The 22,434-nt window shown below is 50.4% G+C and carries 26 protein-coding genes; 5 read left to right on the forward strand and 21 right to left on the reverse strand.

Going from position 1 to position 22,434, the window contains the following annotated elements; translation table 11 throughout:
• Nucleotides 1–9: 9 nt before the first annotated feature.
• From atpA to prfA, 21 genes are all read right to left on the reverse strand, one after another.
• A complete protein-coding gene (gene atpA / locus Q7C19_RS10555; protein ID WP_023469496.1) occupies nucleotides 10–1,518 on the reverse strand; it encodes a F0F1 ATP synthase subunit alpha in 1,509 nt (502 codons plus the stop codon).
• Nucleotides 1,519–1,537: 19 nt separating this feature from the next.
• Nucleotides 1,538–2,071 carry a F0F1 ATP synthase subunit delta gene (locus tag Q7C19_RS10560; RefSeq protein ID WP_023469497.1) on the reverse strand — a complete coding sequence of 178 codons (534 nt, stop codon included), beginning with the start codon at nucleotides 2,069–2,071 and terminating at the stop codon, nucleotides 1,538–1,540.
• Nucleotides 2,071–2,604 (reverse strand): F0F1 ATP synthase subunit B, encoded by a 534-nt coding sequence (gene atpF / locus Q7C19_RS10565; protein ID WP_290772862.1) that lies wholly within the window; start codon nucleotides 2,602–2,604, stop codon nucleotides 2,071–2,073. The genes Q7C19_RS10560 and atpF overlap by 1 nt, the downstream gene beginning before the upstream one ends.
• Before the next feature lie 127 nt (nucleotides 2,605–2,731).
• Nucleotides 2,732–2,944 (reverse strand): F0F1 ATP synthase subunit C, encoded by a 213-nt coding sequence (gene atpE / locus Q7C19_RS10570; RefSeq protein ID WP_023469499.1) that lies wholly within the window; start codon nucleotides 2,942–2,944, stop codon nucleotides 2,732–2,734.
• A gap of 75 nt (nucleotides 2,945–3,019) precedes the next feature.
• Nucleotides 3,020–3,763, reverse strand: a complete 744-nt coding sequence (atpB, locus tag Q7C19_RS10575) for a F0F1 ATP synthase subunit A (RefSeq protein ID WP_056064212.1) — start codon at nucleotides 3,761–3,763, stop codon at nucleotides 3,020–3,022.
• An 8-nt stretch (nucleotides 3,764–3,771) separates the two neighbouring features.
• Nucleotides 3,772–4,158 carry an ATP synthase subunit I gene (locus Q7C19_RS10580; RefSeq protein WP_035410631.1) on the reverse strand — a complete coding sequence of 129 codons (387 nt, stop codon included), beginning with the start codon at nucleotides 4,156–4,158 and terminating at the stop codon, nucleotides 3,772–3,774.
• Nucleotides 4,155–4,373, reverse strand: a complete 219-nt coding sequence (locus tag Q7C19_RS10585) for an AtpZ/AtpI family protein (RefSeq protein ID WP_023469502.1) — start codon at nucleotides 4,371–4,373, stop codon at nucleotides 4,155–4,157. The genes Q7C19_RS10580 and Q7C19_RS10585 overlap by 4 nt, the downstream gene beginning before the upstream one ends.
• 773 nt (nucleotides 4,374–5,146) lie before the next feature.
• Nucleotides 5,147–6,280 carry a non-hydrolyzing UDP-N-acetylglucosamine 2-epimerase gene (gene wecB / locus Q7C19_RS10590; protein ID WP_375092107.1) on the reverse strand — a complete coding sequence of 378 codons (1,134 nt, stop codon included), beginning with the start codon at nucleotides 6,278–6,280 and terminating at the stop codon, nucleotides 5,147–5,149.
• Nucleotides 6,281–6,405: 125 nt separating this feature from the next.
• Nucleotides 6,406–7,035 (reverse strand): uracil phosphoribosyltransferase, encoded by a 630-nt coding sequence (upp, locus tag Q7C19_RS10595; RefSeq protein WP_023469504.1) that lies wholly within the window; start codon nucleotides 7,033–7,035, stop codon nucleotides 6,406–6,408.
• A 72-nt stretch (nucleotides 7,036–7,107) separates the two neighbouring features.
• On the reverse strand, nucleotides 7,108–8,064 hold the full coding sequence (locus Q7C19_RS10600) for a hypothetical protein (protein WP_375092108.1): 957 nt from the start codon (nucleotides 8,062–8,064) through the stop codon (nucleotides 7,108–7,110).
• A 155-nt stretch (nucleotides 8,065–8,219) separates the two neighbouring features.
• Nucleotides 8,220–8,888: an ABC transporter ATP-binding protein gene (locus Q7C19_RS10605; protein WP_035410636.1), complete on the reverse strand. Its 669-nt coding sequence runs from the start codon at nucleotides 8,886–8,888 to the stop codon at nucleotides 8,220–8,222.
• The gene (locus Q7C19_RS10610) at nucleotides 8,885–9,913 is read right to left on the reverse strand and encodes an ABC transporter permease (RefSeq protein ID WP_375092109.1); all 1,029 of its coding nucleotides are present in this window, start codon (nucleotides 9,911–9,913) and stop codon (nucleotides 8,885–8,887) included. Before Q7C19_RS10610 ends, Q7C19_RS10605 begins: the two co-directional genes overlap by 4 nt.
• Nucleotides 9,914–9,988: 75 nt before the next feature.
• A complete protein-coding gene (locus Q7C19_RS10615; protein ID WP_375092110.1) occupies nucleotides 9,989–11,344 on the reverse strand; it encodes a HAMP domain-containing sensor histidine kinase in 1,356 nt (451 codons plus the stop codon).
• Nucleotides 11,341–12,009 carry a response regulator transcription factor gene (locus Q7C19_RS10620; RefSeq protein ID WP_290752984.1) on the reverse strand — a complete coding sequence of 223 codons (669 nt, stop codon included), beginning with the start codon at nucleotides 12,007–12,009 and terminating at the stop codon, nucleotides 11,341–11,343. The genes Q7C19_RS10615 and Q7C19_RS10620 overlap by 4 nt, the downstream gene beginning before the upstream one ends.
• A 77-nt stretch (nucleotides 12,010–12,086) precedes the next feature.
• Nucleotides 12,087–13,346 carry a serine hydroxymethyltransferase gene (gene glyA, locus Q7C19_RS10625; RefSeq protein ID WP_035410645.1) on the reverse strand — a complete coding sequence of 420 codons (1,260 nt, stop codon included), beginning with the start codon at nucleotides 13,344–13,346 and terminating at the stop codon, nucleotides 12,087–12,089.
• Nucleotides 13,347–13,457: 111 nt separating this feature from the next.
• Nucleotides 13,458–13,997, reverse strand: coding sequence for a TIGR01440 family protein (locus Q7C19_RS10630; RefSeq protein ID WP_035410650.1), 540 nt, complete (start codon nucleotides 13,995–13,997; stop codon nucleotides 13,458–13,460).
• On the reverse strand, nucleotides 13,997–14,437 hold the full coding sequence (gene rpiB / locus Q7C19_RS10635; protein ID WP_035410653.1) for a ribose 5-phosphate isomerase B: 441 nt from the start codon (nucleotides 14,435–14,437) through the stop codon (nucleotides 13,997–13,999). The genes Q7C19_RS10630 and rpiB overlap by 1 nt, the downstream gene beginning before the upstream one ends.
• A 5-nt stretch (nucleotides 14,438–14,442) precedes the next feature.
• Nucleotides 14,443–14,958 carry a low molecular weight protein arginine phosphatase gene (locus Q7C19_RS10640; protein ID WP_035410655.1) on the reverse strand — a complete coding sequence of 172 codons (516 nt, stop codon included), beginning with the start codon at nucleotides 14,956–14,958 and terminating at the stop codon, nucleotides 14,443–14,445.
• 17 nt (nucleotides 14,959–14,975) lie between these two features.
• A complete protein-coding gene (locus Q7C19_RS10645; protein ID WP_035410658.1) occupies nucleotides 14,976–15,974 on the reverse strand; it encodes an L-threonylcarbamoyladenylate synthase in 999 nt (332 codons plus the stop codon).
• Nucleotides 15,971–16,819 (reverse strand): peptide chain release factor N(5)-glutamine methyltransferase, encoded by an 849-nt coding sequence (prmC, locus tag Q7C19_RS10650; RefSeq protein ID WP_290752997.1) that lies wholly within the window; start codon nucleotides 16,817–16,819, stop codon nucleotides 15,971–15,973. Before prmC ends, Q7C19_RS10645 begins: the two co-directional genes overlap by 4 nt.
• Nucleotides 16,819–17,877 (reverse strand): peptide chain release factor 1, encoded by a 1,059-nt coding sequence (gene prfA, locus Q7C19_RS10655; RefSeq protein ID WP_056064179.1) that lies wholly within the window; start codon nucleotides 17,875–17,877, stop codon nucleotides 16,819–16,821. The genes prmC and prfA overlap by 1 nt, the downstream gene beginning before the upstream one ends.
• Before the next feature lie 156 nt (nucleotides 17,878–18,033).
• Between prfA and Q7C19_RS10660 the strand changes: the two genes are divergently transcribed.
• From Q7C19_RS10660 to Q7C19_RS10680, 5 genes are all read left to right on the forward strand, one after another.
• Complete coding sequence (locus tag Q7C19_RS10660; RefSeq protein WP_035410669.1) at nucleotides 18,034–18,402, forward strand: GntR family transcriptional regulator; 369 nt, start codon at nucleotides 18,034–18,036, stop codon at nucleotides 18,400–18,402.
• The gene (locus tag Q7C19_RS10665) at nucleotides 18,396–19,262 is read left to right on the forward strand and encodes an ATP-binding cassette domain-containing protein (protein WP_375092111.1); all 867 of its coding nucleotides are present in this window, start codon (nucleotides 18,396–18,398) and stop codon (nucleotides 19,260–19,262) included. Before Q7C19_RS10660 ends, Q7C19_RS10665 begins: the two co-directional genes overlap by 7 nt.
• A complete protein-coding gene (locus tag Q7C19_RS10670) occupies nucleotides 19,255–20,232 on the forward strand; it encodes a hypothetical protein (RefSeq protein ID WP_375092112.1) in 978 nt (325 codons plus the stop codon). The genes Q7C19_RS10665 and Q7C19_RS10670 overlap by 8 nt, the downstream gene beginning before the upstream one ends.
• 169 nt (nucleotides 20,233–20,401) lie before the next feature.
• Complete coding sequence (locus Q7C19_RS10675; protein ID WP_375092113.1) at nucleotides 20,402–21,760, forward strand: alkaline phosphatase; 1,359 nt, start codon at nucleotides 20,402–20,404, stop codon at nucleotides 21,758–21,760.
• Between the two features lie 11 nt (nucleotides 21,761–21,771).
• Nucleotides 21,772–22,419 carry a DUF4352 domain-containing protein gene (locus Q7C19_RS10680; RefSeq protein ID WP_290753006.1) on the forward strand — a complete coding sequence of 216 codons (648 nt, stop codon included), beginning with the start codon at nucleotides 21,772–21,774 and terminating at the stop codon, nucleotides 22,417–22,419.
• Nucleotides 22,420–22,434: the final 15 nt, after the last annotated feature.

A 22,434-nucleotide genomic window follows, 5' to 3' on the forward strand; every position in this document is an offset into this window, starting at 1 on the left:
TCCGCCGGATTAAACCGTCGCTTGGAACGTTTTCTTAAATTCTGAGATTGCTGCTACGATCTCTTCGTCTGCTGGAAGGTTACCTGTCTTACGGATCTCATCGCAAAGTTGTTTGCGGTTTTGATCGAGCCAGAGGTTGAGTTCCTTTTCAAAACGACGAATATCCGTTACAGCAACATCATCAAGGTGACCACGAGTCAAGGCATAGATGATGATGACTTGCTTATCGACAGTAAGGGGTTGGTTCAAGTCTTGTTTCAAGACTTCAACTGTCCGCTCACCACGGTTAAGCTTCGACTGAGTCGCTTTATCAAGGTCAGATCCGAACTGAGCGAATGCTTCAAGCTCACGGTAAGATGCGAGGTCAAGACGGAGCGTACCCGCTACCTTCTTCATCGCTTTTACTTGAGCTGAACCACCTACACGCGATACCGAGAGACCCGGGTTGATCGCGGGACGGACACCTGAGAAGAAGAGATCCGATTGAAGGAAGATTTGACCATCCGTGATCGAAATAACGTTCGTCGGGATATAAGCTGAGATATCCGACGCTTGTGTTTCGATGAACGGAAGGGCAGTCAAGCTACCTGCGCCAAGCTCGTCGTTCAACTTCGCCGCACGCTCAAGAAGGCGTGAGTGGAGGTAGAAGACATCCCCTGGGTAAGCTTCGCGGCCTGGTGGGCGTTTCAAGAGAAGCGAAAGCTCACGGTAAGCAGCTGCTTGTTTTGAAAGATCATCATAGATGACAAGAACGTGTTTGCCTTGGTCCATGAAGTGTTCACCCATCGCGACACCTGCGAATGGTGCGAGATAAAGAAGTGGAGCTGGCTGTGAAGCCGCTGCCGAAACGACGATCGTGTAATCGAGGGCACCGTTTTTACGGAGCGTTTCGACGACGCCACGGACTGTTGATTCTTTTTGTCCGATTGCGACGTAGATACAGATCATGTTTTCTTCTTTTTGGTTGATGATCGTATCGATTGCGATCGACGTCTTACCCGTCTGACGGTCACCGATGATCAACTCACGCTGTCCACGACCGATTGGAACGAGGGCATCGATTGCCTTGATTCCTGTCTGAAGTGGTTCGTGTACCGATTTACGCGCCATGACGCCAGACGCCTTACGCTCGATCGGGTTGTAGTGTTCTGTTTCGATTGGACCAAGACCATCGATTGGCATACCGAGTGGGTTGACGACACGTCCGAGGAGTGCGTCTCCAGTTGGTACTTCCATGATGCGGCCCGTACGGCGAACAGAGTCGCCTTCTTTGATTTCAAGGTAGTCACCGAGGATGATGATACCGACGTTGCCTTCTTCTAAGTTTTGCGCCAAGCCCATTGTGCCGTTAGCGAATTCTACGAGCTCTCCCGACATGACGTTGTCGAGTCCGTGTGCACGAGCGATACCATCACCGATTTGGATGACCGTACCTGTCTCGTTCACTTCCATCGTAGAACCGTACTGCGCGATACGCGCTTTAAGCAGGGCGCTGATTTCTTCAGCTCTAATGCTCATGCGTTTCACCCCTATTTTCTTACGCTTTTAACAGCTCACGCTCAAGGCGCGTTAGTTTAGTTTCGATCGTACCGTCATATGTCGTGTAACCGATTTGAACGCGAAGTCCTCCGATGACACTCGTGTCGACGACGTTCTCGACTTCAAGCGTTTTACCTGATTTTTGGCCAAACGTCTCTTTCACTTTCGTGAGTTCCTCGTCTGACAATTTGTATGCACTCGTGACGATTGCCGTCGCGACATTGCGGTGTTCATTCAACAATGCAATGAAGTGTTCCGGTAACGTGACGATTTCTGCCGCCCGGTCGTTTTCGACCATGACGAGCAACGTGTTCAAGACGATCGAGTTGAAGCCAGTGAAGCTTGTTTGAAGAACTTGCTTGAGCTCTTCAGCAGAAATCGATGGGTTATCTAAAACCGAAGCGAGCTCTGGTGTTGCGTGGAGCACTTCGCCGAGCGTCCGCACATCAGCTTCTGCTTGCTCGAGCACATGGTGCTCAAGCGCAAGATCGAAGAGCGCTTTTGCGTAGCGTCCCGCTACGTGATCACGCATTAGTTCGTGCCCTTAGTATCAGCAAGGAATTGATCGACGAGTGCCTTTTGAGCGGCTTCGTCCGTCGCAAGCTGTGTTTTCATGACGTGGCGTGCTGCAGCGATTGCTTGAAGAGCGACATCGTTCTTCAAAGCAGCTTGTGCTTCAGCGCGTTCACGTTCGATCGCACGGCGAGCTTCTTCCTTACTCATTTCGGATTCAAGACGTGCCTGCTCCATCGCACGTGCTTGCTCTGCTTCTGCCTGACGGCGTGATGCTTCTAAAAGGTCGCGTGCTTCTGTACGCGCTTTGTTTAATTCTTCGCGTTGTTGTTCTACGTAGACTTCAGCGTCTTTACGGCTCTTTTCAGCCGAGTTGATCTCGCTAGCCACATGCTCTTCCCGCGCTTTCATCATGTTGACGAGCGGGCCCCATGCGAATTTCTTCAAGAGGATGAGGAGCAAGAGGAAAACGACGATCGTGACGATCATGTTGGCGATAAGAGGTTGATTTGATTCCGCTACTCCTTCAGCCGCAAGATACGTTAGATTCATTCGATTACACTCCCCTCGTGGTTGGTTCAACTTCAATATCTACATAAGGGAGCCTAAGCTCCCGTGACGGTTCACTCAAACGTTGAACGAATAGCGCCCTATGTAGTCCGTTCTCGTTAATCGTGGATTAAGAGTTGAGAAGAAGGAAACCGACCGCTACACCGATGATTGGAAGTGCCTCAACAAGACCGATACCGATGAACATTGTTTGACGAAGTTCGTTTTTGAGTTCTGGCTGACGTGCTTGACCTAATACTGTACCGTTTACGATAAGACCGTTACCGATACCTGCGCCGAGTGCGCCGAGTCCGATGATGATCGCTGTTGCAATAAGATTCATGATAAATTGCCTCCCTAGAGTATGTTCATTGATTTGTCGTGCTGTTATCGGAAAAGCGGATGCTTTACCTTCGAATTAATGGTCGTGCGCTGCCTTATGTCCGATGTAAACCATCGTCAGGATAAGGAAGATGTACGCTTGGATACCACCGATGAAGAGTGAGAATCCTTGCCAGATCAACATCGGGATACCCGAGATGATCGCGCCGATTGGTCCGAGGAATTGGAAATCGTTCGTACCAGAGACGATACCGATCGAAAGAATGATTCCGATCATGATCTCACCAGCGAAGATGTTTCCGTAAAGACGAAGACCGAGCGTCAACGTGTTTGCAAACTCCTCGATGATGGTAATGATAAACATCGGCGTCATGAATGTTTTCGCATAAGCACCGAAGCCTCGCATCTTCACACCGTAGTAATGGCTCATGACCACTACCATAGATGAAAGTGCCAGTGTCACGTAAGGATCTGCAGTTGGTGAGTTGAACCAAATGTAGTGTCCCGTCACGACGTTGAATGGAAGACCCATGAGGTTGGACACAAGGATGAACAGGAATAATGTCATTCCGAACGTAAGGAAGCGACCCCCTGTTTTCCAGTCCATCGTGCTGCTGATGATACCGCGAACGAATTCGAGGAACATCTCCATCACGTTTTGAGCACCGGTTGGCTTCATCACAAGACGTCGCGTACCGGCCACGGCAATCAAGAAGACGAGAGCAGCAGCAATCAATACTGTGATCAAGTTCGTCCAGCTACCGTACAGAACGAAGTCACCCCAGAGTGGGATTTCGTAAAGTGGCATTTCGTGGTTCATTTGACTATTCACCTCTTTTCCCGCTTGAGTTCGTGAGTCAAGAACTCACAAAATTGTATGACGTGGCCGGCGAGAAGGCCTATTACCACCGCAGTTAATGACAATTCAGTTTGATATTTCAAACCGATCATCACACAAAGTACCGCGACCGCCATGCGTGAAACGGTCCCACGAGACATCGGCTTACGCCCCGTCTCGATTACACGATACATCCGATCGACGCTGAGTCGTTGAAGCGTCAAGATCAGAAAGCTGCCAGTTCCACCAAGCGCCAGTCCATAAATGACCGATTCACTCGGGCGTCCGATGAGCAGCAGGACAGCCAGGATCCCGTAAAAGAGTCCAAACCATCGTAAGTACGCACGATACAACGCATCTTGAAGGATGATGTTCATGTCTTCTCCCCTAACAAGTGCCTGATCATGGCGATCATGCAAAGAATGCCGATGAAAATCCCGATGAACACGGCGAACGTCGCACCCATTTTTTCCCACCATTGTTGTTGTTCCCCATAGTTCCCAACCAAAAAGCCAATGACGATCGGTGCAGCCAGTGCCGTCGAAATTTGCGAGGCCATGACCATACTCTTCGCGAGCCCACTTTGGCGCACTAGAGACGACCCCCTTTTTTCCCAATTGTGAGTTCTTTTTCTTTCCCACAATTTGCGGATTTTCATACTAGTCAAGAATACAATGAAGCAGCTTTCATAGTCAAATGAATTCACAATAAAAACAGAGCCGAAAAACCTATACATATCAACGATTGATAAGGTTTTCACAGATGTCTTACATGCAAGTCATTTCACGAAGATGTGAAGAAAATATGTAGTGCTATCAACGGTTAAAGAGATTGTTCATATGGTGAACAAAACCGTTGAACAGTAACGTTATATCGTGCCCGTTAAACCGAAACAAGACCTCTAAAATTGATTTGTGTCGATTTTGTGAAAAAACATTTTTCGTTCACAATTGAAAACGCTTCCTAATCAGGACATAAAAACAGATCTGACATCTGTTTGTAACAATACATTTCAGCGATTTCCATTTTTTTAATCGTGCGCTACGTCACAGCTTGAATCGTCATCGCTTCCCTTCCAGTTTCAAGGTCATCTGGTTTTACATTTTCTAAACAAATGGGCTGATTTTAGTGGAAATGGTAAGATTTAAAGATATTATCCTCCTAAATCAACTATTGCGATTACACGAAATTCAAGACATAACAAAGAATCGCTCACATCACGCGACTCCTACAGGAAAAAGCACGAGTTTTCGTGCTGTCAGAGACAAGTGAGATCCGACTCCTCGTCTAAAGACGAAGGAGGCGCGGCTCACGTCTCGCCTGAGGAAAGCAAGTGAATGCAAGCGATTCGAGGATGATTGTTTTTTATTGCGTGAGTAACGGTGCCGGTGCTTCTCCTTGACCGAAGTGATGCAGAATCGCTTGGACGATGCGTTCGGACGCGTGACCGTCTCCATACGGGTTTGAAGCATGCGCCATCTCCTGATAAAGTGTTTTGTTCGTCAAGAGTTCTGTTGCCATCTGATAGATCGTCTCTTCTTCCGTTCCGGCAAGCTTCAACGTTCCGGCAGTAATCCCTTCCGGACGTTCCGTCGTATCGCGTAAGACAAGAACAGGAACACCGAGTGATGGTGCTTCTTCTTGTACGCCACCCGAGTCAGTTAAGATCAAATGGGCACGGCTCGCGAAGTTATGGAAATCGAAGACGTCGAGTGGAGCAATCAACGAAATCCGATCATGCCCTTCAAAAACCGTCTTCGCTGCTTCTTGAACGACTGGATTGAGGTGGACCGGATAGACGACGTGCGTCTCCGGGAACGCATCGACGAGGCGACGAATCGCCCGGAACATTTGGTGCATCTTCTCGCCTTGGTTCTCACGGCGGTGCGCTGTCATCAAGATCAACTTCCGGTCCCCGACCGTCTCAAGCATCGGATGGACGTAATCCGATTGGACGGTCGTTTGCAGGGCATCGATTGCCGTGTTTCCTGTGATGTAGACACCGGCGTGACGATTTTCGGATGCGAGATTCGCTGCCGCCTGCGCAGTCGGAGCGAAATGTAAGTCCGCGAGCGTCGACGTCAACTGACGATTGACCTCTTCCGGGAACGGGGAGTACTTATTATAGGTCCGCAGTCCCGCCTCGACGTGACCGACCGCGATCTGATTGTAATAGGCAGCCAGGCTTCCGACGAACGTCGTCGTCGTGTCCCCATGGACGAGGACGAGATCCGGTTTGATGTCCTTCATGATGGCATCAAGTCCTTCAAGACCACGCGTCGTAATGTCGACGAGTGTTTGACGTTGCTTCATGATATTCAAATCATGATCCGGTTCGATCTCGAACAGTTCGAGTACTTGATCGAGCATCTCGCGGTGTTGGGCAGTGATCGTAACATGAACATCAAAAGCAGGGTGTTGCTTCAGGGCGTTGACGAGCGGTGCCATCTTGATGGCTTCCGGTCGCGTCCCGAAAATCGGCATGACTGTAATCGGCATGGTGACTTCCTCCTTTTTTCCTTTTTTCATTAAAGCATATTTCAGCAATCTTGCGCAGTTTACGAAATAGCAACGAAAAGACCGCAGATCATCGTCTGCGGTCTTTTCGTATATCTTGCTGTTTTTTACTTCGTTCCGAAGAGACGGTCTCCTGCATCACCGAGTCCAGGGACGATGTATCCGTGGTCGTTCAACTTCTCGTCGAGTGCCGCGAGATAGATGTCGACGTCTGGGTGTTCTTCTTGAACGCGTTTAACGCCTTCAGGTGCTGCACAGAGACATGCGAGCTTGATGCTCTTCGCCCCTTGTTTCTTTAAGGAGGAGATGGCGTCTGCCGCCGAACCACCTGTCGCAAGCATCGGGTCAACGACGACGAAATCACGTTCTGCGACGTCTGTTGGGAGCTTGAGGTAGTATTCCGTTGGCTCGAGTGTCTCCGGATCACGGTACAAACCGATGTGACCGACTTTGACGTTCGGCATCATGCGGAGCATGCCGTCGACCATACCGAGACCGGCGCGGAGAATCGGGACGATCCCGAGTTTCTTGCCTTCGATCATCTTCTGCGTCGTCTTCGTGACCGGTGTCTCGATCGCGACATCTGTGAGTGGAAGGTCACGTGTGATTTCATATGCCATCAATGAAGCCACCTCGTCGACAAGTTCCCGGAATTGTTTCGTTCCTGTTTCGACTTTACGCATGATCGTCATCTTGTGCTGAATCAATGGGTGATCAAATACATGTACTTTACTCATTGTTTGCATCTCCTCTCCATTCTCTTTTCGCATTGTACTCTATAAGCGTACTGCTTGGGAACTGTTTTTTCGTCAGTTCCCGAGCGTACTCTTACCCGATAGAATCGCTTTTGCCGCATAAGACCATTCATTTTCCGGTTGTTTCGCGAGTTCTTGTAAGGTCGCTCGATAGTCGCCTTTTTTATATTTTTGTTCATAAACGGCTTGCATCCAGAGGACATCACTTATGTAACCGGACTTCGGAAAATCTTCCCGATAGGCGATGTAATCCGCTTGTGTCGTGTTCTTCAACTTTCCGGCCGCAATCAACTTATAAAAGCGGGCCATGCCTGCCGTCTCTTTGTTCGTCAAGACGGATCCGGTCAAGGCACTGTCTGCTCGCTTGTAGTTTTTCGCCTGAACGGCAGCGACCCCTTGCTCGAGCGCTTCTTTCGCAGACACTTTCGGCTTCTGCGTTTCCGTTTTTGTTTCCTTCTTCTCTGGCTTGATCGCTTTCGCTCTCTCTTGCTCCCTTGCCAACTGTTCGTTTTTTTCTTTTAACTGTTCGACTTCTGTTTGCAGCGCTGCGAGTTGTTGCTCGACCTCTGTCTGTTTCGTCACGACCGGTGTTGCCGGTTCATCGTCCAACTGTGTCCAGATCAGACCGAGACAAACGACAGCTACAGCTCCACCGAGCCACCACGGATTTAGTTTTCCGAGTCGCTTCCAGTTTTTCAGCTGTGGATGATTCTGAACGGTCATAGGAAACGATGCTAGCCGTTTCTGAACAAGACGTTTCCCGCCTGCTTTTCCTGCGATCGCTAGACGGTAACGATAAACCTCTGCCGGCATCGGTAACGTCTTCCACTGTTCAAAACGAGCATCCGCTTGTTCATAAAATCCGGCCTGTTGCATGATGACGATTGCTTTGAAATCTTCGAGCATCCGTTGATATTCCCGGCGCTCGTGGCTTTTATGTGTAAACCATTCCGTTAGTCGCTCAGTCTGAATGGCTTGTAATTCGCTTTGAATCAAGGTTGTTAAATTCACATTTATTTCCACCCTTATCTTTTTTTACTACGGTTAAGTATATCAAAGATAACGCTTCAGCAAATGGTCCGTTTCCCCTATCTTCTTGATGAATCAGCAAAAAACCCTTTTGTTTTCACATGCACTGAGGCACGAAAACAAAAGGGGGAACTCGTTTAACTATGAGAATAGGACCGGGATGCTGTCGCTTCCGTAATCCGTCCGTCTTCAATTCGCCAAATCCGGTCACAGACATCTAGCATCCGTTCGTCATGGGTGATGACGATGACGGTCTTGTTCGCATCATGCGCTTGCTGTTGCAATAACTCCATCACCCGGCGTCCATTTGGGTAATCGAGACTCGCCGTCGGTTCATCCGCGAGTACAAGTCGTGGGTCATTGACGAAAGCCCGGGCAATTGCGACACGTTGACGTTCCCCACCCGATAAGGCGTGCGGCAAATGGTCTTTCCGGTGCTCGAGTCCGAACACAGCGAGTGCCGCCGTCGCGTCAACCGATCGACCGGCTTCCTTCGCGACTAGCTCCAGTTGCTCACCTGCCGTCAAAAACGGCACGAGATGCGATTCTTGAAAGATGAATCCGACTTCTTCGAGACGTAAGCGACGGCGTTCTTCGTCTACTGCTTCACTAACACACGTATGATCAAAGTAGACGGCACCATTCGTTGGTGTCTGTAACAATCCAAGCAACTGGAGCAGTGTACTTTTCCCACTACCGCTCGGTCCGACGAGAGCAATCAACTCACCCGCTTCTGCTTGTAAGTTAATGTCATGTAGCACCGTCATCTCACCATAACTTTGCTCAATCTGTTCTAATCGAATCATCCGTTCATTCCTCCCATCGCATCTGCCGCCTCGAGTTTCTTGACCATCCGTAACGGAACGAGCGCACCGAGGATCGCCGTTACGAGTAGAATACCGCCGTACATCAGACTCGTCGACCATTCAAATCGGAAGGGAAGATCCGGCGGCAGGAAACGACTCGTCAGATAGGTGATGGCGACGCTGACACCAAAGGCAAGACTCGTCAGTATGACGACTTGAACGAGCAGACTCGCACCCATCGTTCGTGTCCGGATACCGATGGCCTTTAAGACACCAAGCTGTTTCATCTTCTGCATCGTCAAAATATAGAAGAAGGCTGTCAGAATCAATGCTCCGATGACGACGAGCGCGACCCGCATCATCTGAAAGGAGTTTTGTTCTGCCGCATAACCCGGAACGTTCTCGACAACCGTTTGTTTCGAAAAGAGCGCTTGATCCGTTTGCAACGACTGACCGATGTACGCCGATACGTATGACGTGCCCATTTTCGATTGCCAGGCTTGCCACGATTCATCCGTCATCCAGAGAACGGGTGCATGACTATAGCGACCGTCCGTCACTGTACCGGCAATCTGGAACGTCTCCTTCGTTCGAAAATCCGTGATCGTATCGCCGACGCGCGTTCCGCGTTGCTCCGCATACGCAGCATCAACAAGTACCTCCCCTTTTTGCAACGATTGCAGCTGTTTGGGACCATATTTCGTAGTCTGTGGTAACGCAAAGACCGTTACGTCGTCCTTCGTTTTATTCTTCTTCTCAAGCACCATGTTCTGGACACCGAGTGCTTCCGCGTCCTTTGGAGTCTCATCCGCCTGTAAGAATGAACGGGTCAGCTGCCCTTCTGCATCTTTACTTATCGCAAACTGTTCGACCGGCAGATTACGGACGGCTGCCCCATTGTCATAAGCTAGTCCATCTGCAAGACCGGTGATCATCAAGATTAATAAGACGATCAACATCGTCACAATCGTCATCCAACTGAATCGCCCTTTCATCCGGACGAGTTCTTTCCATCCTAGTTTCATTATGTGATCCCTCCTGTATGTTCGCTACAGGATTGATGATACAGCCGCAATATGAACGGAACATGAACGCAGGTGTCACGCGCGTAAAAAAGTTAACATTACGGTTAGACCCGATGAAGCGGACGACAAGCTCGCATCCCCACCGAGTTGACGCATCGTCTCTTTGACAATCGCTAGACCAAGACCCGTCCCGCGCGTCGTCCGGGATGCATCGCCTTGATAAAAGCGTTCAAAGGCATGTTTCATCTGTTCATCAGTCATGCCTGGTCCTTCATCCTTGATTCGGATGATGATCTGATCCGCTTGTTCCTCTGCTTGAATCTGGATCGTCGCTCCGTCTTTTGAGACCGAGACAGCGTTTCGGATGACATTTTGGAAGACATGTTCCAACGCACTGACATCCGCTTGTATTTGTATCACCGTCGGAACATCGAGTGCGACAGCGATTCCTTGCTCATCCAGCTGGAAGGCAAGTGTCGTGAGTGTCGCCTCAAGATTCGTCCGCAGATTAAGTGCTTGTCGTTTGAAGCGTCGTCCTTCATCGAGCTTCGCTAAGATCAACAGTTGACGCGTCAGCTCCGACATTCGCTCCGCCTCTTGACGGATGACCGTCCGTTTCCTGACGTCTTCTCCCGTCACATCGAGTTGTCCCGCGTAACCAGCAATCGTCGTCAGCGGCGACTGGAATTCATGCGAGACGTTCGCAACGAATCGGCGCCGTTCCGTATCAGACGCTTCGACTGCCGTTGCCATTTCGTCAAACCGCCGGGACAGCTCACCAATTTCATCGCGTGCCTTCGTTCCGACGCGGATTCCGTAGTCACCGTCTGCCATCTGTTCCGTCGCTTTTGTCAGGCGCTGGATCGGACGAACGAGATAGCGGATTGAAAAGACAAGCAAAAGGAAACTGATCACGACAAGCAGTCCAAGGAACAGACCGACGAACAGATGCAACTCACGGATCTGACGACTCAAGTCCGGTCGGACGAAGATCGCGTCCGTGCCTTGCGCCGTCTTGACCGACGTGCCGTACGTATTGATGACTTCATTATCAAACAGACCAAGCAAGAAGAGATGGAACGGATATTCACGCATTCCGTAATACGGTTGACCACTCTTCACTTGCTCGACGACCCGATTCGAGAGCGCTTCATCACGAAACGGGTTTCCGTAACGCTCGATTGCGTCGTCCGTGCGCACATAAAGTTGAAAGCCGGTCGCTTGTAACATCCGGTAAAACGACTCCGTCTTGCCGTCCCCGTGCGTTTCATAATAATCGATCGCCGTCTCGACCGCTTCCTCGACTTTTTGGCTGTAGCTGTCCTGCCAAAAGGAATAATAGGCAATATTACTAATCAGAAGCGCCAGTAGTGCCGACACGAGTAAGACAACGCAGACGAGTCCGACGATTTTCGTATAGAGGGATCTCATGCGTCGACCTCCAACCGGTATCCGAGTCCGCGGACCGTCTCAATCTTCACCTGATTCGTTTCCTTTAAGCGTCCACGGAGGCGTTTAATGTGAACATCAATCGTCCGGTCATCCCCCATGAAATCGAGTCCCCAGACGTGTTCGATCAATTCCTCGCGGCTGAAGACCCGTCCCGGGAAACTCGCCAACTGATGCAACAATTCAAATTCACGTCGCGGGAGTGTCCACTCGGTCGACTGAATCGTCACGAGCTGACTACGTTTATCGATCGTGACATCTCCAAGATGCAAAACAGGTTGCGCCGCTTTTTGATAGCGCCGAGCCACAGCGTGGAGGCGAAATACTAATTCTTCCGGATCAAACGGTTTTGTGATGTAATCATCGGCACCTGCTGCGAAACCGTCCCGTTTATCTGTCAGCTCCCCGAGTGCCGTCAGCATCAAGATCGGGATGTCCCCGTGTTGCCGTAATCGCTCGCATAAGACGAGACCGGTCTGTCCGGGGAGCAGGACATCAAGTACGGCTGCTTCGAACGTCACCTTCTCGATCCAAGCGAGCGCTTCGTTTCCGTCTGCTGTCGCTCGGATGGAATGCCCGTCGGCTTGTAACGTCGACACGACAAGGGCTTGGATATGAGGATCATCTTCTGCGACTAGAATATACATCGTACTCCTCCTTTTTTAGACAAACAAAAAAATCCCCTTCCCCCTTCTCAAAATGAAAAGGATGAAGGGGATGACGATCATCCGCGCTCTGGGTAGAGTGGGAAACGACCTGTCAAAGCAACGACACGCTCACGTGCTTGTGCGAGAACGTCTGCTTCTTCTGGGTGGTTCAACACGAGTTCGATCAACTCTGCGATTTCTTTCATCTCAGCTTCCTTGAATCCGCGAGATGTCATCGCTGCCGTTCCGATCCGGATACCGCTCGTGACGAACGGGCTCGCTGGGTCGAACGGAATCGTGTTCTTGTTGACCGTAATGCCAGCTTCGTCAAGCGCATGCTCGGCGAGTTTACCTGTGATACCGAGTGGTTGTAAGTCAACGAGGAGCAAGTGATTGTCTGTTCCGCCTGAAACGATCCGGAGTCCACGATTCGTCAATTCCTCACCGAGGACTTTGGCGTTCGTGACGACTTGACCGATGTAGTCCTTGAACTCTGGTGCAAGGGCTTCACCAAATGCAACAGCTTTCGCGGCGATGACATGCATGAGTGGACCACCTTGGATCCCTGGGAAGATTGCTTTATCAATCGCTTTCGCATGCTCTTCTTTACAGAGAATCATCCCACCACGTGGACCACGCAACGTCTTATGCGTCGTCGTCGTGACGAAGTGTGCATGCTCGACTGGGTTCGGATGTTGACCTGCTGCGACGAGTCCAGCGATGTGTGCCATGTCGACCATCAAGTAAGCACCGACGCTGTCTGCGATTTCACGGAACCGCTTGAAGTCGATGACGCGCGGATACGCCGATGCGCCCGCTACGATTAATTTTGGTTTGTGCTCTTCTGCTAATTTCGCGACGACGTCGTAATCAATCATCTCTGTCTCTTGATCGACACCGTATTCCACGAAGTTGTACTGGACACCGGAGAAATTGACGGGACTACCGTGCGTCAGATGGCCACCGTGCGATAGGTTCATCCCGAGGACCGTATCGCCCTGTTCGAGAATCGTGAAGTAGACCGCCATGTTCGCTTGTGCACCGGAGTGCGGCTGCACGTTCGCGTGCTCTGCCCCGAAGATTTCCTTCGCGCGGTCGCGTGCGAGATTCTCAGCGAGATCGACATACTCACAGCCACCATAATAACGACGACCCGGGTAACCTTCTGCGTACTTGTTCGTTAAGACGCTGCCTTGTGCTTCCATGACAGCTTGCGAGACGAAGTTCTCGGATGCGATCAATTCGATGTTATCCCGTTGACGACCTAGTTCCTGGCGCATTGCCGAAAAGAGTGCCTCATCTTGTTGTTTCAGATACGTAAGCGGTGTTTGTTCCATCTGAATTCCCCCATTTCATTTCGATAAACCTATCTTAACACGAATGTTTCCTTCCCGGCATCCCCCAAAACAACATCAAAAAAGCAAGGGGTGCGCAACCCCTTGCATGAATTATTCGTATTTAGCACGTGCCCCACCGATTAATTTTGGTCGTGTCACGGCTGCCGTCACGTGTGCCTCACCGATTTCCTTATGCGGCAAGCGCACGGGAATCGCAACAGCTTTCAAGTGCATCCCGATGAATGTATCACCGATATCGATTCCGGCATCAGCCTGAATCGCTTCGACGACGACAGGTGCCGAGAAGCGCTGGTACGCAGCACTCGCCATCGATCCACCCGCTTCTGGAACGGGAACGACCGTCACCGGATCAAGCCCGAGACGTTCGGCCGTTTGCCGCTCAAGTGTCAGCGCTCGGTTGATATGCTCACAGCCTTGGAAGGCGAGATCGACTTGATGCGATCGGCGAAAGGCATCGAAGACATCGAACAAGGCGTCCGCCACTTCTGGTGAACCTGCCTTGCCGATTTGTTTGCCAATCACTTCACTCGTCGAACAGCCGATCACGAGCAATTTTCCTTTTAAGGAAAATCGTTCATCCAGAGCATTCAGTGTTTCTTCTAAATCGTGCTGGATGCGTGTCACGTCCATTACTTCACCTCATAATCCGAGATTTTGCAAACGCGGTTCTCATGACGTCCACCTTCGAATTCCGTCTCAAGCCAAAGCTGTGCGATCTCACGAGCTAGTCCTGGACCGATAACGCGTTCGCCCATCGTCAAGATGTTCGAGTTGTTGTGCTGCCGCGTCGCTTTCGCGCTGAACGTATCATGGACGAGCGCTGCTCGGATGCCCTTGACCTTGTTCGCTGCGATACCGATCCCAATGCCTGTTCCACAAATCAAGATGCCACGGTCAAACTCTCCGTTCGCGACTGCCTCCGCGACTGGAATCGCGACATCCGGATAATCGATCGAGTCGGACGAATGCGTACCGAAGTCCGTATAGTCGATGCCGAGCTCTTGTAGGAGATCGTTGATTTCTGCCTTTAACTTAAAACCGCCATGATCCGCGCCGATTGCTACTTTCATCTTTACTATTCCCCCGTTTGTTTAGGTTGTTTTTTCGGAAGCTTCCGTGTGTCCGGAGTTTTTCTTCCGTTTCCGTTCTGCGTTAATTTTAACACAAGACGATTGACGAGGGGTTCGAGTTCATTACGTACTTGGCGATAGACGTTCATCGATCCGCCGTACGGATCGTTGATATCCCGTTCAAGCCCAGTCACATATTCGTACAAGGTGAACGTCCGTTCCTTCAGTTCCGGATAGCGTTCACCGACTTCCTGCTTGTGCTGACGCGTCATCGTCAAGATGATGTCAGACCAGCGTCCGAGTACATCATCAAAGACTTGCGTATAGTGCTCGAGTTCGATGCCGCGTTCGCGTAACACTTGTAGTGCGTTCTCGGACGCATCGAATCCTTGCATCGAACGTAGTCCTGCTGAACGGACATCGAATTCCTGATCAGCGACTTTCGAGCGTAGTAACGCCATCGCCATCGGGCTACGGCATGTATTTCCTGTACAGATGAATAAAACGCGACGTGTGCTCATCTCCGTATCCTCCTTCTTCAAGGGCGAATGACCCGACCACCTGCTGCTTTATGGAGGCGGTTGCGGACCGCAAGCCCCACCCCTTCTTCTGATAGGTCTCGTACAAAAATCTGATCCACCGTCGTCTGATCAAATCGCCGTAAACAATCGTAAAGACGTTGTGCCGCCGTCTCCATCGAATTACCAAGGGAGCAGCGAACATCTGCGTCGACATCCTCTCCATCGAACAGGAGAACGCCCGTCTTGTGTCCGGTTTGTCGTGCATCATCGATGAGTTGCTGTAAGAATGAAAGATCCCCTTCGACGACGGACAGTGTCGCTTCCGGCGCATAATGGGTATATTTCATCCCGGGTGCCTTCGGTGTAACATCTTTCATCGATAAAGCAGGATCGAGTGTGACAGGACCGATGATTGCCTCGACTTGTTCGCGTGTCACGCCACCCGGTCGTAAAATCGCCGGTGGCGTCATCGTACAATCGATGACAGTCGATTCGACCCCGATGCCCGTCTCCCCTCCATCGACGATCGCAGCGATGCGTCCCGAGAGGTCATGTGCGACATGCGCAGATGACGTCGGTGAAGGTTTTCCAGAACGGTTGGCACTCGGTGCTGCGAGACCCAGCCCTGTCGCTTCAATCAATTGAAGCGCGAGCGGATGATCTGGCATCCGTAATCCGATCGTATCTAGTCCTGCTGTGACGAGTGTGGATGCGGTGCCGTTCGATTCGAGGATGATCGTTAAGGCTCCTGGCCAAAACGCCTCCATCAAACGTGTTGCAACATCGGGAATGTGCGTGACGAACTGATGTGCCTGTTCTACGGATGCGACATGGACAATCAGCGGATTGTCGGAAGGTCGACCCTTCGCGGCGAAGATTCGCCGAACAGCCGCTTCGTTCGTTGCGTCCCCTGCGAGACCATAGACGGTCTCGGTCGGCATCGCCACGACCTCTCCTTCCTGCAATAACCGAACTGCTTCATCCATTGTCTGTAAATCAATCATTTCCGTCTTCACGCTGTACAATCCTTTCGTTCCGCATACACGATACGGTCTTTACCGTTTATATCTTTTAAAATACCCGTTTCCGCACTTGGATAACGTTCTTTTAACATCATTTGCACTTCTGGTCCTTGATTGTGTCCAATTTCAAACGCAATCAGTCGGAAATCGTCGCGTAGAACCCGTCCGCTCTCCTCGACGAGACGTCGGTAAAAGACGAGACCGTCTTTTCCACCAAACAGAGCGAGATGCGGTTCATGGTCGAATACGACCTCACTGAGCAATTCTTCTTCCTCAATATAAGGAGGGTTCGAGACGAGCACCCGCACGGAATCGTCCGCAAGTGGTGCCAGTAGATCCCCTTCGAGAAACGTCACGTCCCCACCAAGCGTCGCTTGATTCTGCTTCGCGACCGCAATCGCGGCTGGTGAAATATCGACGGTCGTGACCGGTTGCTCGAGTTCGAGCGCGAGTGTGATTCCGATCGCCCCACTACCAGTTCCGATGTCGACGATCTGTCCCGCGGTAAACGACTCACGTTTGAGGCGCTCCGTCACGAAGACGATCAACTCTTCCGTTTCTGGTCGCGGAATCAAGACATCTGGTGTGACGCTGAAGTTCCGTCCATAAAACGGCTGATAGCCGATTAAATGTTGCACGGGCACACCGTGAACATGGGCGAGCAAGTATTCACTGAATCGTAAATCCTGCTCCGGCGTCAATTCATCTGACAGACGGACGAGGAGTCCCGTCCGGTCGACTTCTAAGACGTGCATGAGTAACCATTCGGCACTCGAACCCTCGCGTCCTGCTTGTTCCATCATCGTTTTTGCTTCATTTAGACGTTTTGCGATCCGCATCAGTTTGCCGCCTCCGATGCCCGTGCTTGATACTCCATGACGAGCGTATCGATGACCTCATCCATCTCTCCTTGGAGGATCCGGTCGAGCTTCTGGATCGTCAAACCGATTCGGTGGTCCGTCACTCGGTTTTGTGCGAAATTATACGTCCGGATCCGTTCTGAACGGTCACCTGTACCGACAGCCGACTTCCGTTTTTCATCATACTCCGCCTGCTGCTCGCGTTGAATCTTATCGTAGACACGTGCGCGCAAGACCTTCATCGCTTTTTCCTTGTTCTTGATCTGCGACTTCTCGTCCTGACAACTGGCGACGATTCCCGTCGGCACGTGTGTGACACGGACAGCGGATTGCGTCGTATTAACTGACTGCCCGCCCGGTCCACTCGATGTGAACGTATCGACCCGGACATCCTTATCGTGGATCTCGACTTCAACGTCTTCTGCTTCCGGTAACACGGCGACCGTTGCGGTCGATGTATGGATCCGTCCGCCGGATTCTGTGGACGGAACACGTTGGACACGATGTGCTCCGTTCTCGTATTTTAACTTCGAGTAGGCACCCGTTCCTTTGACGATGAAGATAATTTCCTTATAACCGCCAAGCTCCGTATAGCTCGCGTCGATGATTTCGATCTTCCAGTTCTGTTTCTCAGCAAACTTCGAGTACATCTTAAAGAGATCACCAGCAAATAAGGCTGCCTCGTCTCCTCCCGCTGCGCCGCGGATTTCGACGATGACGTTCTTGTCGTCATTCGGGTCCTTCGGTAGCAGTAAGGCTTTCAGTTTCGCTTCGAGCTCTTTGATCTCCGGCTCAAGCATCGCGACTTCTTCCTTCGCAAGGTCGCGCATCTCCGGATCCGTCAACATCTGGCGTGCCTCTTGATAGGCTTCCATCTTCTCGCGGTAGACGCGATAGGTCTCGACGGTCGGTGCAAGTTGCGATTGCTCTTTTGAGACCTCGCGCAATTGATTCGTATCATTAATGATGGCTGGATCAGCCAACATATCATTCAGTTTTTCATAACGGTCCTCTAAGGCACTCAATCGATCCAACATCTCGGGTCATCCTTCCTGCGATTCTTCTGACGTCAGTATAGCAAATATTGCGATCGATGGCGTCATCGTCTTCTTGAAAAGAGGCATTGACAGACAGGTTTTGAATTCCTATAATTGGTGTATTAATTGAACTAGTACACTTAAGGAGGTGAAGAAATGTTCACCGTCGATCCAAAAAGTCCATTACCGATCTATGAACAACTGGTCGCTCAAATCATCCGCTCGATTGCCCGTGGTCTACTCCGCTCTGGCGAACAGATGCCATCCGTCCGTGAACTTGCTGGTACACTCCTTGTCAATCCGAACACTGTCTCCCGCGCCTATCAGGAACTCGAGAGCCGCAACTTCATCGTCACGATGCGCGGCAAAGGCTCCTTCATCTCAGATATTCCACTTCATGAAGTCAAGAAAGCCGCCATTCAAGATCCACTCATTCGTCTTTGTTCCGTCGCCGACGAACTCTCCATTTCAAACGAAGAACTCTATCAACTCATCTTACACATTAGGGAGGATTCCTCATGTTGACCGTTTCTCATCTAACGAAACAAATTGACCGTACCATGATTTATGAAAATGCATCCTTTACTCTACCAGCAGGAACGATTACTGCGTTGATCGGTCGCAATGGTGCCGGAAAAACGACATTACTGAAAACACTCGTCGGTGCTCTTGAGCCAACGCGCGGAAAAGTTGAATGGAACGGTGAGTCGATTCATCACGTCCCGAAGACACGCGAGCACCTTTTCCTCGTTCCGGATTCTGTTTCCGTCTATCGCCAGATGACGCTCGGCGAACTGATCAACTTCTATCATGTCTTTTATCCGAACTTCGAAAAGACGTACATCGAAAACTACTGTCGCTCGTCGAATCTCGATCGCGGACGCCGCGTCACTTCTTTATCGAAAGGACAAGCTCAGTTGTTCCTTCTCCAACTCGCGTTCGCGACGAACGCTCCGGTCCTCTTACTGGATGAACCAACAGACGGACTCGATCGAATCAACAAACGTGATTATCTGAAACAGCTCGTATCATTGCTTGCGGAACGCCAGACAGCGGTCCTGATCGCTTCGCATCAACTTGAAGAACTTGATTCACTCGCTGACCGTGTCATGACGATCGAAAAGCATCTCGTCCGTGAACCAAAGGCACTCGATGATGCCAAAGCTAGCATGCAGAAATGGCAAGTCGTCTATGAGGACGTTCCGGAATTGTCACACGCTGATCTTCACGTCTTATCCCAAACAGGTCGGGTCGTGACATTGCTCGTCTTATCCGATGCAGGCGCGCAGTATCTTGAAACGACGAACCCCTTGTTAAAAGATGCTTTGCCAGTGCAGATGGAAGATTACTTCTTAGGGACATTTGGAGGGAAACGACATGGTTAAGCAATTGATCCGTTATCATATCAAACAAGGCATCTGGCCGCTCGCTTGTTTCATTCTGCTTGCGATCTTCAGCTATGGGTTCGGCAGTTATACCGTCATCAATGAGTTCGAGAAATACGAGGCGTCTCAGCAACCTGCTCTACTCAACACCGTACTCGTCAGTCCCTTTTTCGCCGGATTCGCAGCGATTCTCATTGCTGTCTTCGCGATCCTGATGCTCGGTTCCGAGCGCGGGAGTGGTCGCAGCCTGATTTTGCACGCGTTACCGTTTCCGAAGGTCTGGTTGTTCTGGATCAAATGGGCGATTGGCGTCGTAACACTGATCTTGTTTCCGATCATCGGCTTCTTCGTCAGCTGGTTGTTGCTGCAAGCGTTCGGCGGTATCAATCCGTTTGATTACGTCACGTGGTCGTCACTCTTCCAAGATTTTGGTCTTTTCCTTCTATTTGATGTGACGATTTTGACGATTTTCTTATTCGCCGGAACAATCGCTGGTGATATCATCGGACAACTGTTGCTCGGCACGTTCTTCTTGTTCTTGAACTACTTCACGTATTTCAGCATCTACGCCGTCGCCCTGCTCGGTTTCGGTGTGACCTACGAGGAGTTAGACAAGCCAACAAGTTTCCTGATGACGATCACGACACCCTTCGCACTCTTTTTCGAAAGTAATGTCGATCTGAATCTAACATATCCCGTCTTGTTCTGTTTAGCTTTGACGATTGCCTTACTCTTCTTTGGTAGCCGCCTATATATCCGCGGAGCGAACGAACGACTCGGTCGGTTCACCATTTTCCCAAAACTACATCCAGCACTGATCATCACGTTCTCGATCTACACGACGATCCTGCTCGCAGGAATCATTGGTCTGATTTCGTCCGAGAACCAGTTCCTGTACTGGCTCGCGATCGTCATTCTCGCATGGCCGACGTTCAGTTCCTACCGTCGGATGATCGGGTGGAGTCGCTAATCTATACACAAGTAGCCCTTCTGAGATGATTTTTCAGAAGGGCTATTCGTTTGTCATCGTTTCTTCACAAACCTTTACAGACGGTCCATATGGATTTCATATTTTCTGCGTAAGGTTGTGTTTGTAGGTCGTAGCACCATAACCCATTACCTTTCGAGGAGGAATCCCTATGAAACTAAAACGTCTGATCCCGATTTTTGCCTTATCGACTCTTTCCCTGAGTACGATGATTTCGATGCCGGAAGCCGAAGCGAAAGCCAAACATACTCACTCACCCGAAATCCGGAACGTCATCTTCCTGATTGGTGACGGCATGGGTCTCTCATACACGTCTGCACACCGTTACTTAAAGAACGATCCTTCGACGACGACGGCTGAAAAAACAGCCTTTGATCCCTATCTCGTCGGTCAACAGATGACGTATCCGGAAGATGCGAAGGAGAATATCACCGATTCCGCCTCTGCCGCGACAGCGATGTCCTCTGGTGTGAAAACGTACAATGCAGCGATTGCGGTCGATAATGATAAATCGGAAGTCAAGACCGTCCTAGAGGCAGCCAAAGAACGTGGCAAGTCAACGGGACTCGTCGCGACATCGGAAATCACGCATGCAACACCTGCCTCATTCGGTGCGCATGACGAAAGTCGTAAAAACATGAATGCGATTGCAGATGACTATTTCAAAGAACGTGTGAACGGCAAACATAAGATTGATGTTATGCTCGGGGGTGGGAAATCGAACTTCGTCCGTCCAGACGTCGATTTGACGAAAGCGTTCAAGAAAGATGGCTATAGCTATGTCACTGACCTCAATCAGCTGCAAGCGGATAAAAATAAACAAGTGCTCGGATTGTTCGCAGACGGTGGATTACCTAAACGAATCGATCGCGAAAACTCAGTCCCATCACTTGCTCAAATGACGAACGCCGCAATCAAGCGACTTGATTCGAATAAAAAAGGATTCTTCCTGATGGTCGAAGGCAGTCAAATTGACTGGGCAGGACACGACAATGATATCGTCGGTGCGATGAGTGAGATGGAAGATTTCGAACGTGCTTTTAAAGCCGCGATCGCTTTCGCGAAGAAAGATAAGCATACACTCGTCGTCGCAACAGCCGACCACTCGACTGGCGGTTACTCGATTGGTGCAGATGGCATTTACAACTGGTTCGCTGAGCCAATCAAAGCATCGAAGAAGACACCTGACTTCATGGCGCAGCAAATCGTCGAAGGCGCGGACGTACGGAAAACGTTAATGAAGTACATCGACCAAGACAAACTCGCCTTGACGGATCAAGAAATCGACAGCGTCTCTCGCGCTGCTGAATCGAAAACATTACTCGACATCGATAATGCCATCGAAGAGATCTTCAACGAACGCTCGCATACGGGCTGGACGACAGGTGGTCATACGGGTGAAGACGTACCCGTCTATGCGTTCGGTCCTGCGAAAGACCGATTCGCTGGTCAAGTCGATAACACGGATCACGCCAAAATCATCTTCGATCTGTTGAAGGCGAAGAAATAAGGAGACGTCTCATGAAACAGATCCTTGCTACTTTGATGCTTGGGACAGTGCTCGCTGGTTGTAGCACTTCCGCATCACAAGACACACCGAAAGAACCATCGTCTGCGAAACAAGAGCAGCCGGTACTGCTTGAAAAAACAAGCGCCTATGTCCCGAACCCACAACTTCCAGATGATCGTCAGCTGACGAAAATCGATCAAACCGTGACGGACGACAAAGGCGACCTGACGTTAAAACAGTTCAAACCAGTGAATGAAACGCGGAAGATTGGTCCAATCAAGATGACGATCGAAGAAATCAAAGTCTTTCACGCCCGTCCAAGCTACGGCATGATCGATTTCTTCCATGGTTATACGCACGATGAGTCCTTTGATCTGATTAAGATACGTGTCATGATCACAAACACGAGTGACGCACCCGTCACCTTTAATCCCGTTGCTCATTTCAAACTGGATGACGAAGCGGAAAAGACACTTGAAGACGATGTCTATCTCGAATCCCTGGCAAAGACATATGCTCCGTCTGAAACTCATAGTGGTAACTTTGGATTCATCTTGGAACGCCCGGTCACATCAATCGAACTCTTGACGAGTGACGTACTCGATGAAAAACAAGCGGTCCTCCAAAAGGGTACGACGTATTCGACATCCCTTCGTTAACTACCCTTCACACTT

This window comes from Exiguobacterium sp. PHA03 (assembly GCF_041945985.1).
Lineage (GTDB): Bacteria > Bacillota > Bacilli > Exiguobacteriales > Exiguobacteriaceae > Exiguobacterium_A.